At 44.2% G+C, this 18,240-nt stretch carries 11 protein-coding genes and 3 pseudogenes; 2 read left to right on the top strand and 12 right to left on the bottom strand.

Annotation, left to right across the window (positions count from 1 at the left end; genetic code table 11):
- The first annotated feature begins 38 nt into the window (after positions 1-38).
- Positions 39-1,838: an IS1182 family transposase gene (locus tag ACHHV8_RS28925; RefSeq protein WP_395162759.1), complete on the top strand. Its 1,800-nt coding sequence runs from the start codon at positions 39-41 to the stop codon at positions 1,836-1,838.
- 280 nt (positions 1,839-2,118) lie between these two features.
- On the opposite strand, the gene ACHHV8_RS28930 is transcribed toward ACHHV8_RS28925, so the two are convergent.
- The 10 genes and pseudogenes from ACHHV8_RS28930 to ACHHV8_RS28975 form a co-directional block, all read right to left on the bottom strand.
- Entirely contained in the window at positions 2,119-2,868 is a 750-nt protein-coding gene (locus ACHHV8_RS28930; protein WP_395162760.1) for a nucleotidyltransferase domain-containing protein, read from the bottom strand.
- A 9-nt stretch (positions 2,869-2,877) separates the two neighbouring features.
- Positions 2,878-3,783, bottom strand: a complete 906-nt coding sequence (locus tag ACHHV8_RS28935; RefSeq protein ID WP_395162761.1) for a pentapeptide repeat-containing protein — start codon at positions 3,781-3,783, stop codon at positions 2,878-2,880.
- Positions 3,784-4,132: 349 nt separating this feature from the next.
- Complete coding sequence (locus tag ACHHV8_RS28940; protein WP_395162762.1) at positions 4,133-5,842, bottom strand: GTP-binding protein; 1,710 nt, start codon at positions 5,840-5,842, stop codon at positions 4,133-4,135.
- A gap of 1 nt (position 5,843) precedes the next feature.
- On the bottom strand, positions 5,844-6,743 hold the full coding sequence (cysD, locus tag ACHHV8_RS28945; RefSeq protein ID WP_395163653.1) for a sulfate adenylyltransferase subunit CysD: 900 nt from the start codon (positions 6,741-6,743) through the stop codon (positions 5,844-5,846).
- A 313-nt stretch (positions 6,744-7,056) separates the two neighbouring features.
- Positions 7,057-10,635 carry an S-layer homology domain-containing protein gene (locus ACHHV8_RS28950; RefSeq protein ID WP_395162763.1) on the bottom strand — a complete coding sequence of 1,193 codons (3,579 nt, stop codon included), beginning with the start codon at positions 10,633-10,635 and terminating at the stop codon, positions 7,057-7,059.
- Between the two features lie 818 nt (positions 10,636-11,453).
- A pseudogene (locus tag ACHHV8_RS28955) lies at positions 11,454-11,618 on the bottom strand (DUF1385 domain-containing protein); the annotation flags it as partial.
- A 725-nt stretch (positions 11,619-12,343) separates the two neighbouring features.
- Positions 12,344-13,108, bottom strand: a complete 765-nt coding sequence (locus ACHHV8_RS28960) for a M20/M25/M40 family metallo-hydrolase (RefSeq protein ID WP_395162764.1) — start codon at positions 13,106-13,108, stop codon at positions 12,344-12,346.
- Positions 13,101-13,898 (bottom strand): hypothetical protein, encoded by a 798-nt coding sequence (locus ACHHV8_RS28965; protein WP_395162765.1) that lies wholly within the window; start codon positions 13,896-13,898, stop codon positions 13,101-13,103. The genes ACHHV8_RS28960 and ACHHV8_RS28965 overlap by 8 nt, the downstream gene beginning before the upstream one ends.
- 104 nt (positions 13,899-14,002) lie before the next feature.
- A complete protein-coding gene (locus ACHHV8_RS28970) occupies positions 14,003-15,049 on the bottom strand; it encodes a hypothetical protein (RefSeq protein ID WP_395162766.1) in 1,047 nt (348 codons plus the stop codon).
- Positions 15,050-15,285: 236 nt separating this feature from the next.
- Positions 15,286-16,008, bottom strand: a pseudogene (locus ACHHV8_RS28975) (TOTE conflict system archaeo-eukaryotic primase domain-containing protein).
- Positions 16,009-16,639: 631 nt separating this feature from the next.
- On the opposite strand from ACHHV8_RS28975, the pseudogene ACHHV8_RS28980 reads away from it, so the two are divergent.
- A pseudogene (locus ACHHV8_RS28980) lies at positions 16,640-16,726 on the top strand (WYL domain-containing protein); the annotation flags it as partial.
- Between the two features lie 42 nt (positions 16,727-16,768).
- On the opposite strand, the gene ACHHV8_RS28985 reads toward ACHHV8_RS28980, so the two are convergent.
- Positions 16,769-17,185 (bottom strand): alpha/beta fold hydrolase, encoded by a 417-nt coding sequence (locus ACHHV8_RS28985; protein ID WP_395162767.1) that lies wholly within the window; start codon positions 17,183-17,185, stop codon positions 16,769-16,771.
- 221 nt (positions 17,186-17,406) lie between these two features.
- A complete protein-coding gene (locus ACHHV8_RS28990; protein WP_395162768.1) occupies positions 17,407-18,240 on the bottom strand; it encodes a DJ-1/PfpI family protein in 834 nt (277 codons plus the stop codon).

Consider the following 18,240-nt stretch of genomic DNA (forward strand, 5'->3'; position numbering starts at 1 on the left):
AAGTTACCACAAAAACATCTACAGAATGGACGGTTTTTATGCGTAATCTGACGACTACTACGAAACAGTATACCATGCAACAGACACTTCCTCTAGGGGATTTGGAAGAAAAGGCAGTTTCCAAAAAAAATCTGGCCTCTACCTTTCAAGCCTATGACAATAAGCAAGCTCAGATGATTCTGGATTTGGAGCTATTCATCCCTGCTCACCATGTAGCACGTGTCATCGATGAAATGATTGAAGCGATCCCGGACGAGCAGCTGTTTGCTCACTATACGGGTGGAGGCCGCAGTTCCTACCATCCCAAAATGATGCTCAAAGTCATTCTGTACGGCTACTCGCAAAAGGTCTACTCTTGCCGAGGTACCGAAAAGCTACTGCGCGAAAATCTCCCGGCGCTGTGGCTGGCTGCGATGCAGCAGCCGGACTTCCGGACCTTGAACGACTTTCGTGGGGTGCGGATGAAGGCACTCATGGACGAGTTGTTTGAAACGATGATCCAAAAGCTCATCGCAGACAACTACATCACGATGGAAAACTACTTTCTCGATGGCACGAAGATCGAAGCTGACGCAAACAAGTATTCGTTTGTGTGGAAAAAATCCACGCTTCGCTTCGAGGAGAAGCTCAAGGCACAGGTACAGGCGACCCTTGCGCATATTCATACCCTTACACAACAAGAAGCTGGTGAATACGCGGCGGCAGCCCCGGACGAGCTCTCTGCCAGGCTCGAAGAAGCAGCGGCCGTGCTGGAGGAGAAGGTCGAAGGATTGACGGAACAACTCGCCGAGGCAAGCGGCAGCGAAGAGCGGAAAGGCTTACGCAAAGAGCGCCGTGCCTGGAAGCAGCCGCTGAAACAAATTCGGGAGGACTTTTTACCCCGGCTCGCCAAGTATGAGCAGCAGAAAGCGTGCTTTGGCGATCGCAACAGCTACTCCAAAACCGACCCGGATGCCACGTTTATGCGGATGAAGGAAGACCACATGAAAAATGGTCAATTGAAGCCGGGCTACAATGTGCAAATGGCCACGGACAACCAGTTCATTTTGTTTTATAGCCTTCATCAGCAACCTACCGATACGCGCTGCTTCATTCCGCATATGGAGCGATTGGCCGCGTCTTCTTTGCCGATGCCGAAAACGGTGATTGCGGATGCGGGCTATGGCAGTGAGGAAAACTACTTGTATGCGGTGGGCGAAGAAAGAGAACCGCGATTTGACTTTCTCATTCCCTATGGCAGCTACATGAAAGAGAGAACGCGGCGCTACAAGAAAGACATTCGCCACGCTTCGAACTGGACGTACGAGGCGTTGGATGATCGATTCCTTTGCCCGAATGGCCGTTACGTTTGTTTTAAGAAATACCAAACGAAGAAGAACGCATCGGGTTTGGAACAAAGCTTCAAGGTGTATGAATGTGAAGATTGCAGCAACTGCCCTTTCAAGCCGGCATGCACGAAAGCAAAGGGGAACCGCCAGGTTCACTGGAATACGGTGTGGGAAGAATTAAAAGCAAAGGCCAAAAAGGCCCTTGAGGATGACGAGAAATCCGCCATCTATGCTCGGCGTAAAGTCGAGGTAGAAAGCGTGTTCGGTCACCTCAAGGGCAATCGGTCGTTCCGTCGGTTCTCCTTGCGGGGACTGGATAAGGTTCACACCGAGTTTGGCATTGTAGCTTTGGCCCACAACCTACTAAAAGTGGCGGGCATCCGCCTTGCTGCATTTCTGCACAAGCAGGCACACAAAAAGGCTGGACGGAAAACCTTACGTTTTCTCGCCCAACCTTTTTATTTTGGGGACTTTTTGGACAGCCCCTTACCTACTAGGGCAATACACTAACTTATGAGAGTTTTCAGTTTGATTAAATCATCCTTAAAGTATCCGTACGAGTTTAACTCCCCCTCCGAATTTTGATTACTCTTATCAGAAATATAATTTATTTTGTTCTTGATCGAATTACATATATCTAAAATAGTTTGTCGGTGATCCGGGTTACCTTCTGATTCGAAAAATATAGTTAATCGAATAATTAATCGTTCTAATCTGGTTCTAAAAATATATGGCCTAGAAGATCCGGAAGCAAGAAGTTCATCCAATTGTGTATTAAGAAACTGAGTATTCATACACAACTCACCTCCCTTTCTTTATCTAAAGCTAAGTGAATTAAGTCTTCTGCGTGTTTTATCCAGCTTTGCAAATAATCCTTATTTATTATATTCTCGACAGCATGTCCTAAGTTCAGATTTCTAGTCTCAATCAATCTGAAATTATATAGTTTCTCATACTCCTCTAAGGTAATCGGAAACTCTCTGCCTAAAATATCCTGGCATTGTTTTACAACGCTATACTTTCCAAAATCGTATTTATTATACAGGAAACAAAGAGCTATACATGTGTTCCTTATTATTGAAGCAAGAATTGAAAGATCATATTTGAGTGTAACTGCATCCATCTGGATTGATTTTTTTATATCACCACAGACCTCAAGATATTCAATCAAGTTTTCTCTAGTTTTTAAGTACGGAGGTAATGTATCTAATAAAGAAGATAAGAAAGGGGTTCGTGAATATAAAATTTTCCCCTCATTTTTAATGTGCCATAAAAAGTAAGATCCATATTTGTGCATAGCCTTAATTGATGATTTTCTATAAACAGATAACCAATGATATGGAAGTTCTAATTCTTTCTCAATTTTTTTCTTTCTAGCTATTAAATTCTCTTCATCACAATCTTCAACTATTATTAATAGATCAATATCGCTTTGGTCATCATAATCCCCCCGGGCATATGAACCAAATAAGCATATAGAATCCACAGATCCATCATTGAATAATTTGTATTTTTTGTTTAATATATCGAATTTAATCATATGGATCCCTTACCTTCTGTTGATGAATCTAAACAGTGCAGCAACAAAAAAACCCATTAATACAACTCCAAATGTACCCTCGATAACGGTAATAGTTCTAACAAATGGGTTAATAGAAGTGAAATCAGAAGTTATAGTTAGAAAATTACAAAAACTTAGATATAAACTCTCAGAAAAGTTTAATTTCTTTGCTATAGCTTGAGAGGAATTAGCTTCTTTAAACACACTGTCCTGCATATTATAACATATTGCAAATATTAGCAAGATAAAAAATATAACAACAACCAAATTCTGAATTCTTTCGCCATAGCCCCAGATGAGCTTACTTATCTGACTATTTATATATTTAATCAATCCAACTATTCTATCAATGGTGTCATATTTTTGCTTATAATATTTTTCCTTTTGAAGGAGCATTCCTAGATAATGCTCCTCACAAGCTGATTTTTCTTCAAAAAAGAACTTTCGATAATTTTCAGAATCTCCAGCTCGTAAGCTTTCCAGTGCTAAATTAGTACACATTTTCCATCTAATGTTTGATTGAGCCGGAAGGCAATTCTTAACCTCATCGTATTCAATATAACAGTTCTCGAAAACTGTAAATCTTATATCACATTGAACCAGTTTGATATTATCAAATGTACAATTAATAAACTTACATCCCACAAAATTAATATTCTCCAAACTCGTTTTTTTAAAGTAACAATCTATAAATACGCTTAGTGAAAAATTACAATTAGAAAGAGTTGATTCCTTAAAAGAAACCTTTGCAAAAGTACTATGATTTATTGTTCTATGATCCCACTTTAATTCCTTGTCTTTTCGTTCATCGGAAATAATAATGCCTTCGTAAATTTCTTTCTTGCCTATAGAGTCAATCATCCTTCTTACTCTGCTTAGAAAATATTGATCCATCTTTTCGCCTCTCTAACCTTACATCTTATTGATTATTATACTAAATTAGAGAGGGATAGGAAATAATTTCATATTTTTTACTTTGTTCACAAGTTATTCGAGCCTAGAAAACAATTATAAAAGCTACAAGACAGATAATTAAAAAAATCCGAGATACAAGGGATTTAATCAAAACAAACTCATAAGCGTTTGATCATTTCTTTGATTTTATACGTTCTGCAAAATACATGAATCCACATTCATCACGAAATCGTTTCATACGAGAAAAGAATCCCTGCATCACCATTCAAGATGATGTAGGGATTCGATTGTGCAAAGACGGTTTCGCTGCGCCTATTTGTTACAACTTCTAATTAATCACATATTTCATTATGCGTTTCACTACATCATTCGCAGCTGCTTCGATTGAATGCCTGCTTGTATCGACCGCGATTTCCGAGCTGCCAGACGCCTCATTAGCGCTCGAGCTGACTGCAGAAGATTCATTCACATAAACTTGAATATACTCTTTGCCGATAATGCCCCGCGCGGCTGCCCGGTCGCTTTCATTAGGAGAATCATACGAGACCAAGGCAATGAGCCCTGCATCGTTCAACAATTTGGCCGTCTCCGCCACGCGCCGCGGCGATTCTTCCCGGCCATTCTCCAGTAACATGGTATGGAAGCCTGTGGATACCAAACGTTTTTCGACTTCTTTGGCAACTGCTGCTTTATCCGAGGCCGGACCGTTGAACCAGAGGGTTAACGGCTTCTGCCCTTTTTGCTCGGCACGCACATCTCTGGTAACTTCCGTCTCCAGCCGTACAATGCTGGCAGAGCTTTGAAGGGCTTGGTCAATGACTCCGCAAGCCGAGGTCATATTGGTTACGCGGTCGATCAGAATAAATCCGCCGATGCTTTTATAATGTTCAAAAGAATCAAAAACGATGTTATCCGATAAAGAAAATTCACATTGCGCCAATTCATTTTTGACAATATGTTCTGCCGGAACCGTATTTCCGGTATTAATATCAATTTTATGCGCAATGGCCGTCACCGTACCGGGCAGGACTTTCGTTCCTACCTTGACCAAATAGTTTTTACCGGGAGTCAGTACGGAATCATCCATCCATAGAATCGTGGCGCTGAAGCTGTCCGCCTCTTTGATCTGACTGTCCTTTGTGAAAACACAGCCCCGCGAGACGTCGACTTCACGGTCCAATTGAATCGTGACAGGCTGTCCCGCATGGGCCGAATTTCTGTCTTGATCTGTCACCAGGATGCGTTTAACCTTGGCCTTTTCACGGCTGGGCAAAGTCGTCAGTTCATCGCCGACCGCGATACTCCCTGCCTCGATCTGGCCTTGGAACCCGCGAAACGTATGGTCCGGACGGCATACACGCTGAATCGGCATCATAAACTGCTTCGCATCATCCGTGTTATGCACATCCACATTTTCTAAATACGACAACAAAGGAAGACCTTCATACCAAGGTGAATTTGGCGATTTTCGGGTAATGTTATCTCCTTCTGTGGCGGAAACAGGAATCACTTGGATGCTTTGAAGGTGAAATTCAGCGGTCGTTTGGAAAAAATCTTCTTTGATCTCATTAAATCTCTTCTGATCAAAGCCGACCAAATCCATTTTGTTTACAGCTAAGACAAGATGTTTAATTCCCATAAGCGCGCAAATCCGAGCATGGCGCTTGGTTTGAGTAATGACCCCTTTGGTCGCATCCACAAGAATGACGGCAAGATCCGCAAAGGATGCGCCAACCGCCATATTCCGCGTATATTCCTCATGTCCCGGTGTGTCCGCTACAATGAACGAACGGTGATCTGTCGTAAAATACCGGTAGGCCACATCGATCGTAATCCCTTGTTCACGTTCGGCCAGCAGCCCGTCCAGAAGCAGGGAATAGTCAATTTTACCGCCGCGGCTGCCCAGCCGGCTGTCCAGCTCCAAGGCTCTTTCCTGATCGGCGAACAGAAGCTTCGCATCATAAAGCATATGTCCGATTAAAGTGGACTTTCCGTCATCGACACTTCCGCAGGTAATGAATTTAAGTAGACTTTTCATCTTAAAAGTAGCCCTCCCGTTTCCGTCTCTCCATACTTCCCGCCGCTTCCTGGTCAATAACCCGAGTTGTCCGTTCGGATGAAACCGCACCAAGCGTCTCCTCGATAATGGTATCCAGCGTATCCGCTTCCGACTCGGCACCGCCAGTAAGAGGATAACAGCCTAAGGTGCGGAACCGCATCTTCTTCATTTCAATTTTCTCATGCGGCTCAAGCTTCATCCGGTCATCGTCCACCAGAATGAGATGCCCGTCACGTTCGATAACGGGTCTTTCCTTTGCAAAATAGAGAGGCACAATATCAATGTTTTCTCTGCGAATGTATTGCCAGATATCTTTTTCCGTCCAATTGGATATCGGGAAAACGCGAATGCTCTCCCCTTTATTAATTCTGGTGTTGAACAGCTTCCACATTTCCGGACGCTGGTTTTTCGGATCCCATGCATGGTTTTTATTCCTGAATGAAAAAATCCGCTCTTTCGCACGCGACTTCTCCTCGTCACGTCTTCCGCCGCCAAACGCAGCCGTAAAGCCGTATTTGTCCAATCCCTGCTTCAATGCCTGGGTTTTCATAATATCGGTATACGCGGCGCCATGATCAAACGGGTTGATCCCTTGTTCAATCCCTTCCTGGTTCGAGTGCACGATCATGTCGATCCCGAATTCTTTCGCTTTGCGATCGCGGAATTCGATCATTTCTTTGAACTTCCAGGTCGTATCAATATGCATGAAAGGAAACGGCGGCTTCTCGGGATAAAAAGCTTTCAGCGCCAAATGCAGCATCACGGAGCTATCCTTGCCGATCGAATACAGCATCACGGGATTCTCACATTCCGCCGCTACTTCTCGTATAATATAAATCGCTTCAGCCTCGAGCTGGTCCAAATGCGTCAGTTCTTGTATGGAATCGGGTTGTTCCAGATGCGTCGGTTTTTGCACGAAAAGGTGCCTCCTTTAATCCCCACTAAGTTTATAGTATTTCTTTATATCCTATCAGATTCTGGCTTTTATGCAAAGTGGTAAAATGTAAAATTCTCTGTATTCCTATTATTTTTCTTCGAATTAGTGAAGTGTTTATGAAAAAGTGGGGATCTTCACTAATATCAGCTGGAGAACTGTAATACCCAACAAGAAAGGTGAGCGGAAATATTGAAAAAAATAAAAAAGCGTGCTCACCCTAAAAGTGAACACGCTATTTAACTTTTTGAGCAATTACTTAATCAATTAATCCCGATTTTTGCAGCAGTCTCTGAATGATGACAGCTACCTCTGCCCTCGAAATATGTTCTTGTGGCGCCAGTTGGACATCGCTGCGTCCTGATACGATTCCCGCCTGGAAGCACGCCGAAATATTGTCTTTTGCCCAATCCGAAGCGGCATTCATGTCCTCGAAAACAGCCAGCGCCTGGGAAGCCGGCATCTGACTGCCCACAGGCAATCTGGTTAATTTCATTGCATTAGCGATCATAGACATCGCTTGCTCCCTTGTAATATATCCTTCCGGAACGAAGCGGTTGTCTTCAAATCCGTTAACCAGATGATACGTATAAGCGGTTTGAATGTATGCGTTATACCAGTCTGTCTTATTCACGTCACGGAACGAATTCGCATCCTGCGTCAGCTTCAGCCCGAGACCTCTCACCAAAATAGCCGCAAATTCCGACCGGGTGATCGACTGGTCAGGATTGAAGCGATCGCTGCTTACCCCGTCGATAATCATTCGGGAGCCTAGATCGTTAATGGACTGCTTGGCCCAGTGCTCCTCTACATCTTTAAACTCAAGCGGATGCCAAACAACAGCGTACAAGCTGTTCGTCAAGCTGTTGATTTTCGCGTAATAGTGACCGCCGATCTGAACAATTTTCGTTGGCACATGCCGTACGCTGCCGTCTTGCTCCACAACGATCGCCGTGGTAATTTGGCTAGGATCCACATCGTCTGGAATTGCAATGCTTCGCTCCACATAGGCATCGAACTTGCTGATCTCAATGTCTTTGCCCTCATAGCTTCCTGTCACAGTGAATTCTACCGGCTGCACCACGATCTTGAAGCGCCCTTGCTCGGCAGAATCCTTTACTAGCTTGACTGCATCAGCTGCCGGTTTTGCAATTTGAATCCGGATGTTAATTTGTTTCAAATCCACATTCTGGCCCAACTGCTTGGAAATCGCTTGAATGTTAATTTGCTGGGCGGGCAGAGAATACGAAGCCAGATCGGTCTTGACTTCAATGACCGCCTGCTTTTCTTCCATGCTGTGAACGAGCTGCCCGTTCAATTCTCCAATCACCACATCTGAATCAGAATGCACGGGAATCGTAATAATTGCGCCTTGGCCTTCGCCATCCAGCTTTGTTTTCATTTTAACCGGATCTAGGACGACAGATGTCACAATCCGTCCGCCGACTTGGGCTGTCGAAGCATAACCGACACTCTCCGCTTTGCTGTTGACAAGAACGTCCGCACCTTGGCTTGGTGTTGACGATTCATTAGCTGAAGGCGTGCTGGTACTCGTACTGCCGCTGCCGCTCGAATTTTTATGAGGTTTATAAGGTGTGACAACATTCGAAGGATCAGAAGCCAAGCCCTCTCCCACCGAATTTATCGCTTGCACAGTAAACGAATAAGAAATTCCATTCGTTAGATTCGGAATTGTCATCGGGCTTTCGCTGCCCGTTACACTTATTTGTCCGTCTACGGATTTGACCAAATAGCTTGTAATGACGCTGCCGCCGTTATCCGCCGAAGGAGTGAAGCTAACGGTAGCCTTACCGTTACCAGCCGTAGCGGTGACATCTGTCGGAGCAGCCGGAACGGCAAGCGGGGTAGCGCTGACTTCTTGCGAAGGCTCGCTGCTTCCGCCGGCATTCACTGCCTTAACGATAAAATAGTACGTATGACCGTTAATCAAGCCCGGAACATCAACGTTAGCTTCGGTTCCTCCCACAACTAGGAAGTTCTCTCCGTACGATCCCGAAAATTCACTGCTGTATACGCTATATCCGACAGTCGTGTCCACAGGACTCCAAGTCAGGCTGACCTTCCGGTCTCCTCCAACAGCGGACAAAATGGTCGGAGCCCCCGGCGCCGGGATCTGAGGGCGTGCACTCATTTGACCGGAATGCGCGCTCTCGGTATCCCCTTTGATCGCGCTGACAGAGAAGTAATAGGTAACTCCGTTCGCAAGACCTGTAATATCCAATTGATATACAGATTCCCCTACCGTTTCCTGCAAAGTACCATAGGAATCCGGAGCCAAGGATTTATAGACCTTGTACGCGGAAGCGCCCGGCACTTCCTGCCATGTCACTACCGCATGGGAATCCCCTGGTACGACGGATTGGAGAATAGGCGAATCATTCGGCTGAACGACCTGCTCTACATGAAATGTGACAGGAGTGATTTGATCGCCTGACACGGTAACTAAAGCCGTATAGGTTCCAGGCGGCAAATTATTTTTTGCATAAACGTTAAACGTTGTAGAAGGCTCACTGGTTTGAAGCTTCGTTGCCGCCGGCTGGGTTATCCCAAACGCATCCGCATTTGCACCGCTCAGGCTGGTCGCAATGTTATTGACATCATCAGTGCCAGTCATGCTGACGGATATGGTTTTTGTCTCTTGCTTGCCCTCGATGTAACCTGCGTACACGTCCGAAAGCTTCTGATCATCGATCGGAATCAGCGGGCTGGGAATCGTAATGCTTAGTTCCCCAGGTCCGATACCTTTAAATGAAAGGTCCCCCGTGACTCCGTTGGCGAATGTCGATAATACCAGCACATAATTCGCATTCGCTTCAAGCTCCAGATCCGGCATATACGATAATGGGCGATCGGCGTCATTATACGTGTCATGACCATGCGTTGAAGGATTCGTATCGTCGTTTCCGGCGATCAAATTTTTCAGCGGCTGATTTGGATCAAAACTATCCTTATATAAAAATAAGACCGAATCGCTTACGTCACGCCCACCAAGATCCTTCAAAGCGGCTTGATCTACCCAAAGCGAATATTTCCCTGATATTTTCGGCGTGACATTGGTATAAAAGTAATTGAACTTATCGTCCGATACCGTAGTAATGTCCGAGGAGTCATATACCTTGGAAACGTCTTCGGATGGAAGATCCGGTCTTTGAAAGCTGCGCTTGCCATCCAGCACTCCTGTGAAAGACGATGTTTGAAGCTCTTCGTCTTGGGCTGAAGTAATCAATTGAGGTTCGCTTATGATTTCCGGATAAGTGTTGCCTTCGTAATCCACCAGAGTAACTCCCCAGCTGATATATTTGCCTAAATCATCCTCAGTGATTCTATAGATCCCCCCGCTATAAACGGCATCCTGCACATCCTTGATCGCGTCGCCGGCATCAGGGCGGGAACTATCATTCTTACGATACCACTTTATCGTCGACGGATCGTAGTAATACGGCACCGGATAATCATATTGTCCCCTGAGGAAATAGTCCGGATAGGGAAGTCCGCTCACCTTCAGATTGGAAATGGACGGGGCAGCGACATTCACGGTGATAGAATCGGTAAAGTTGTTATTCAACGTTACCGTTATCGTCACGGTTCCCGTCGTCTTGGCCGTGATAGTCCCGTAAGCGTAACCTCCGCTAGTAATAAGATCGGATGCCTCCACTATGGCCGGATCGGAACTTTGAAAATGAAAACTTTGTACCGTTGCATTGGAAGGTTTGATCTTACCGTAGATGTCGAGCACATCACCGACAATTACATTTAATGTTTTGTTCGAGATCGAATATCTGTATGAAGACTGCTCAGAAGATACGGACGGATACATACTGATCCCTTCTGCCGGAATCGGATCAGCGTAAATTCTGTTCCCGGTAACTGGGAATACCATCGCAATCAACAATAAGAAAACGATGATTAATTTAAAAGACCTGTTTGCCAAAAAGCTCATGATTCAAATCAGCCTGCCCTCTTCTCAAATTCATGCTGCATGTGTGACACTTTTATTGCTTTCTTAATCTCGCCCGAATCAAAATGTTGCTTGCTGTCTTACCTCCTTCGAGCCTCTCTCTCGCCACACAATAGTTGTAATTCCCCCTAATACGAGATCGATTGTTTCGCAAAATATTGTATAATTCGAGAAATTATAACATGAATTTCCGGATTCGTTAAGAGAAAAATAAGGACTTTAGGCCCACTCCAAAATATAGGTAAAATTGTCCATTTTATTGGACTATTTATCCAGTTTAAGGTGGATTATTGATAATCGGTTGGGCATTGTATGCATATGTATGCAGCACTAAGAGAAGGGGTATGTTCCGTGAGGGAAACATAGGTATAAGGACATAGAGGGGGTTCGCCGCGGCAGGGCATTCAGCTTAATTAGATAGACTTCATGTGAAGAAGTCGACCTGATTATTAGGGTTTAGCCATTCGTTTGAGGTTGGGAATAATAATAATGGCCTTATCGATGGTTGATTCCTTCCAATTTACACTTATCCTACCCTCTCAAGCTTCTCCAAGCGCTTCATGCAAGCTATGGCTACTTCGATATGTTCCGCTTTAGGCTTTGAAGTGAACAAAAATCTTTGAGCCAGTCCTCCAATCCAATAAAAAGGCTTCAATAGAACATTGAAAAGCTTATGATCAACTAAAAAAATCTCCATACCGATCGGACCATGCAATCATCATTTTAAATATGAACCATATTTTTACAGGAAATAGAAGCAAAATGACCAAACCGATAAACACAGTGAGATTGGTTCCACATCGATAATGAATTCTGCTTTGCACTTGAACGTTGGACACTGTTAGTTCCCATCTCTTTCCAAGGCGTTTGCTGCCATGTGTTCGGCTGCATGATACTTTCCTGTCGGTCCGAAAATAATTTCAAAAATAAGAAATAATACACAAGCAGTTACACCTAAAGCTAAAAGGAGCAGGCTCCAACTCCAGATTTCAGAGTGGGGACTAGCGAAACTCGATGAAGGCAGAAACAGACTAGACGCCCCAATAAACAAGAGGATTCCATTCAATGTCGCTGTCAATTTATCTTCAAATGACTTTCGAATAAGCTCCGTACTCCACGGATAAATGAAAGACAAGCGATTCTTTTGTAAGAATTTGAGTTCATTCTAGGAGCGAACCCGTTTAACAACTCATCTTCAATCTCGATACTTCCATCCGAATTACGAATAGCTGTAACCTGATAGTGATCGGAAACAAACATAACTCCATTTCGATATGCTCTGCCCCCAAGTGTCTCCATTTTTCATCTCTCCTCTTTATTGCTGAACCTTTCTTCTATGTTCATGAACATGTAGACTTCCTTAAGCTGTGGGACCAGCTCCATAATGATCGTGTCTTTCACTACGAATCGAACCTGCCCTAACATTTGATCATCAAACGTATCGAACACACGCCCTGCACTTCTACACCCTCTAGGTACAGTATGGGTGCTGTTAGCCACATAATATTAAGTTACTAAAATGAATTGACAATAGTTTGTCAGAGAATGGATGTTCGTAAGAAGAAAATTAAGCAATCCGCTGCTGCTGCAGAGGAAAGTTGATTAACGATTGTACGATCAATCGAATCGTTTCTTTACATTGATTCACATTCACGTATTCCTCATCCGTATGTTCATATTCATAGCCGGCAGACAAATTAACTGAAGGTATTCCGAGAGAGGCAAATGTAACCGCATCGCTAATTCCGCCCTGAACAGCCTGCCAGCCGGACATTCCGCACATAGTTCCCATAGCTTCGAAATAATCCCCTAATTGCGGATCACAGAACCTCATTCTGCTGTTACGTACGACGATATCTCTGTTTCCCCTGCGGTCAACGACAATGCACAACTGTACATCTTCAAGCCATAAGGGATCGATCTGTTCAGAGCCGACTCGTCCGATCTCTTCTTCACAGGTAAAAGCGAGTTTCAAACACCCCTGAAACGAAGAGTTTTGATTGAGTGTACGCAGCACATCCAAAATAATAGCAATTCCTGCACGGTCGTCCGCTCCCAACGGTCCGCTGCTGCTGGACCAGACAGCTCGTTCCTGCACAATTTCACGATCGGGATCGACCCAAACGGTATCCATATGAGCACAGAGCAGAATTGTCGGTCCTACACCCGTGCCGTATGCTTTTTCAGCTAGTACATTGCCATAAGAGTCTCTTCCCAAATAATCAACTTGTCCTTGCAGACGCTTAATTAGAAAATCGGCAACTGGACGTTCCATGCCGCTCGGAGCCGTAATAGACAAGAGTTCAAATAGTTCATGTTCAAGCTTATGCATGGTTTTGTGTCTCCTTCTCATTTAATAGTGTCGTCATCCACTGGCAGAGCCCTTCAAAATCTTGGGACAATGCTTCCGCTTGCTTGCGCATGCTCCGATTTTTAAAGCTTGTGCGGCGAAGAGCCCTTAACTGAGAGGCACTTTCCCGTAAAACGAACGCCATAGAAACCGTATCCTGTCGTATAGCACGGGCCGTCCATTTCGTGTTCTCACCTAATGCAGCCTGCAAGCTTGGGCTTCCATTCGTAGAAATCACAACTTTCCACTCATAATTAAGGCTCTGCCGCTGTAAAATACGCTCACTAACCACGCGGAACCAAGCAGCAGCCCAAACACTTGCAAAATAAATGCGCGGCTCGTGCCTTCCATGCCCATCACAGCCACCAGTTACCAAAATCCCCGCTTCACTCAATGCCTTTACAAGAAAAGCAATCCCTTTATCGAGCGACAAGGTGTTCCAGCGCAAGCCGTGATTCCGTTTCGTGAAAGCCTTCCACGAATCGAACGCATTAGGAATCGACGAGCGGCCGTATCGAACTGGCATCACCTCAACTGCCCGCAGTACCTCAAGAGGCATAACCGGACTCAACACCTGCATTTGATTACCGGAGTAACAAACCGGAATTCCATGATGTTCAAGCAAATGACGTACATCCATCAGATCCTGCTTCCCATTTCCAGTTGAGAAAATCACTCGATCCTCCTGCACCCTAGCCAGGAATCCTCGTTTAGCCAGCGCTTCACCTAGTTTTTCAGCTGGGCCCATCAACATCTTTGTTTGTTTTTCCATTCGAATCATCTCCTCAAAATGTTTGTGTTCCTTTGATATCTCTATTAAAACAAATGCCGGTTACAGCCTTGTAACCGCACAAAAAAACCGAGGGAATCTCGACCTCAGTTGAGGTCAAAATCCGCTCGGTAGATATCATCTTCACGATAAACAATTTGATATATGGACTCCATTTGATGATTCCAGGAATAGCCTTCTTTGGTTGTCAGGATGATCTGGTCCATAGGTTCAGAAAAACATGGTGCCAGCTCCGCACGTAACCGGGATATATTCGTTTTCACCCATGTACTATTTGGGGGCATGGGGACTTTAAACATTCTTGAAAAAATATCTTCCTTACTACGCGTTGCAGGGGATTCTAACAAATATCGCAGCAAATCTGCCGACCTTTCCGTAATAGACACTCTTCTTCTCGGCATGGTTTGGACGATATATTGACGTGGAGCCTCTACATAGTTAAGCGTTACTGCCTTAACCTCTGTCCCCTCTTCCAGTAGCTGCAGCAGCTGCTCTTCACTAATTTGCTCTTTTCGATTATTAGTAATGATAGTATATGGTTTGAATGGTTCTTCCGAGTAAATCTGATCCTCTGTTTCGGTAATGAGAGGTCGTAACGAATCACCAAGAGCCGTATTGGCCAAGTCGCGCCACTTTCTTTGGATTCTGTCCATGGTTTGCTGGCTCAGTTTTTGATAAGCCCGTGCTTGATAGCAGAGCGCTTTGACGATTTGCTCATCATTAATACGATGCTCTGACAATAAAGCTTGTCTTCTGAGGGCCCGCTCGAATGCGCGAGCAGCACTATCCCACATTTCATCGTAGTAATATAAGAAACCAAGCCGATAATTAGCCAGGGAGTGCTCCCTATCCATTTTCGTCACTTGCTGAAAAATCTCCCGCGCCTTGCGCATATGGCTTCCCCGCATCTTGAAATCCCGTCCGAGTTCAAGCAAGCAATGCACTAACATGCTCTGAAACCGGTGCTCACCAGGGTTTATACGATTCAGCTCTTTGTAAATCTCAACACCGCGATCCCAGTGACCATTTTCGTGTTCAGCGAATCGAGGATCGTCAAATGCCTGTTCCCAGCGTTCCTCTTCGAGAAGGAGATTTTGGTATAATTCATGCTCTTGAGGAAGGTCCGTGTTCATCTCGTTGTTCTCCTTTATTGTTTTTTACTCTCAACATCCCCGTAACTCCTTAATCGTATGTGCTACTGTATCCACACGTATAGCACGCGTTTCCTTTTAACAACCTATCACTCGAGGTTTACCGTAAGTGGGCAAACGCATCGCTTGCGTTTTATAAAAGTCTGGATTTTGAAACGAAGCAAGCCGCTTGATTCGATTTATTACTGGGGCTGATAAGCCATACTTTTCAATATAGATCATATTAGAAAAGGTAGAGCTATTAAATTGCCAAATCCGCCTTTTGGAAGCGTATCTTGATTAGGAAATAAACGGTCATAGGAACCTAGCCCAAGCTCATATCGATTTTCCATCGTCTTGGTTAAAAGAACACATCCGAATTTACGAGCCAACCTTGCTTCAACGGGCTGATCAAAAAAAACCATATATGCCCTCCGTTTCCTGAACGTGAGCATTCCAGTGTAAAAGGTATCTGAAGCTCTTTGCAGGTTATAATGACAGCAGCCGCATCTTGCCTCCAATCTTATTTATCAAAATCAATAGCTAGAAACCAACAAGTTTCATCCTGGAGCATAGGGTAAATTCCGATCGTACGATTAACCTTCGCATCAAGATGGTGAGAGATAATCTCATCAGTTACAGGAAGAAACTCTCTATGAGTACCCTGAGTTTCCTGTTTTGCTATCCCATCTATTGGGATATACGTCTTCACGGCCACGAAATAGATTGCGAAATAAAGCAATCTTTTCACTAGGAGTAGAGTGATTATGGACTGTACCCTGTTCAAGCTCTATCTCAGCGATAGAACCATGAATCACAGCAATAGCATCAGTAGAAATAGAAGAATCACTTAAACCATTGATTCTCAAAATCATCTTTTGTAACAAGCGCAAGCTTTTGCTTCTACTGATTCCTCCGGAAAATAATTGTTTGGTAGACACTAGAACAAGAAAACCGCCCATTCACAAAATTGAGACAATAGACGGCTGCATAGATATTATGTAGAATCTAAATTTTTATTAAAGGAACTCCGAATTCGTTCTGGACAAAATTGTCAAGCAAATAACCTCTACTCATGAATCCCATTCCTCATGTGATCTGTTCACCTCATCAAGCAGTTCTCTTCCTCTTTCAGGAGATAACGTCCCAGCTGCTCCAAGGAGATCATCAATGGAATAATCCTCATCCTGTGCTTCTACAGTCTGCTTTTCTAGATCAATGATAACACATGAACATAAATTTCAATCGACATTAATTGTCCTACCATTTAATCAACTGTTCCATTTTTTCAGAGAGCACTGCAAAATGTGGAGGGTTATGTTGCGAGTCTGATATTCTAACATTAATCATCCGAAATCTGCCTGCATTATCTCATCGTCAATGTTTTTAAGTACTAGTTGATGAATTGATTTTATGACATACTCAGTTAATTCAATATTTCAATTAACTATAAGTTAATTGACTGGAAAACCTTCTAGTAGATCGAAATTTTCATGATTTCCATCAATGATAAGAGTTGTATATGTGACATTCTAGAGCCCGTTCAGTTCCGCCGGGAAATGATTGCCGAATGGAAGGAGATTCAGCCCTACTATGAATCTGTTTGAGAAAATATTTAATCACCAGATCTCCCGGTTGGAGGGTTCCGGTACCTTCATGGTCACATCACACGAAAGGGCATCTGGCTCACTCGTCGCCTTCCGCTCAAGCACAGTCTAAAAATTAGCCCAGCTTGTGCAAAAAGTTTGAGATGCCCTCGCTGATTTCTACAGGCGCCTCCAAGAGAGAAAGGTGGCCGCTTTTTTGCATATCCTCAAGCACCATCTCGCGAATATTTCCTTCAAGAGGAAGTAAGGCAATGTTGCTCAGAGCGACCACATAACCCTTCCACTTAAGCTCTCGTATAAGCGCCTCTGCATCAGCGGCCAGATCCTTAATCGTATATGATACAGCTGATTTGTCCGAGTTCCCCCATCCGCGATGATCATAAGTGATGCAGCGGTAATTCTCCTTGAGATCACCAACAATTCCCCCCCTGGTTCGTGTTGACCCGCCATAAAAATGTAAAAACAAAAGTGCAATGTCTCCTTGGCCCTGTTGTTCCACATAAAGTTCGACTCCGTTAACCTGATAATGCACTTGCTCCTCCTATTTAAGTAACAGTATCTGTTGCCGTTTTATTAGGTGGAGTCTTCACTAAAATTCAAACGACGATGGAAAACGAATTGTCGAGTACGACTGTTGATCAATTTGGTCAAGAGTGGAATAGTCAAATAAAAAGAGTTTTAACTGCGACAGCGGCCAGAAGACTAGATCTTTAACAACTAGTCCGGCGCTGTTGCTTTTATCAGCTCGGTCTTTTACTTCTTGACAGTGCTCAATGAAGTACCAGTTGTTTGCTTTTCTTCAGAAGCTTTTGGGCTCGTATTAAAGTCGATCGGAGCGATGCCTTCCGCTCGCCACACCGTGCCTCTTTTCTCGTACTCGAACATCTTTTCAACGGAATTCGCGATTTGAGGCCCTAACTCACGATCGACCAAATAAAGGGCCACATCAAGTCCCGAAGTCACGCCTCCCCCGCTCACGAATCGATTACTATCTTCAACGACTCTTGCTTCAACTGGAATTGCACCGAGAGCTCCTAACGCAGCCATGCCTAAATGATTGGTAACCGCATGTCTTTCTTTTAACAAGCCTTCCATCGCAGGCAGCAAAGTACCTCCGCATACTGTAGCCACGGTGACTTCCTCATTGTTAAAAGCTTGTTTCAACATAACAGGTAAGCTTGTCCTCATGGCCTGCTTTAAAATATTCGGAATGGCATCCTTTGAGTCTCCCGCTGGCTTGCCCGAAGCTCCAGGCACCAAAATAATTCCCGGTCGATTTGGATCCAATGCCGCTTGCGCTTCTAGGGCAGGCCCATTTAGACCACTCGGGACAGAACGCTTGCCTTCTGCGGAAACTAATTCTACAGTAACAGCCCCACCTGAGTACATCCCCGCGGCAGCGAATACTTCATATGGCGCCAATGCGTCCATTAGATCGAATCCATCGAATAATACAATTTGAACCTGAATACTTTTGTCCTTATTAGTATTAGTATTAGTATCTTCTGTTGTTTTTGCACTTGCTGTAGAGATAACTAAACTTAGAACTAATGCAAATGACATGAACAATCCCAATATTTTTTTCAT

This window comes from Paenibacillus sp. TAB_01, assembly GCF_043945595.1.
In the GTDB taxonomy this organism is placed as follows: Bacteria; Bacillota; Bacilli; order Paenibacillales; family NBRC-103111; genus Paenibacillus_S.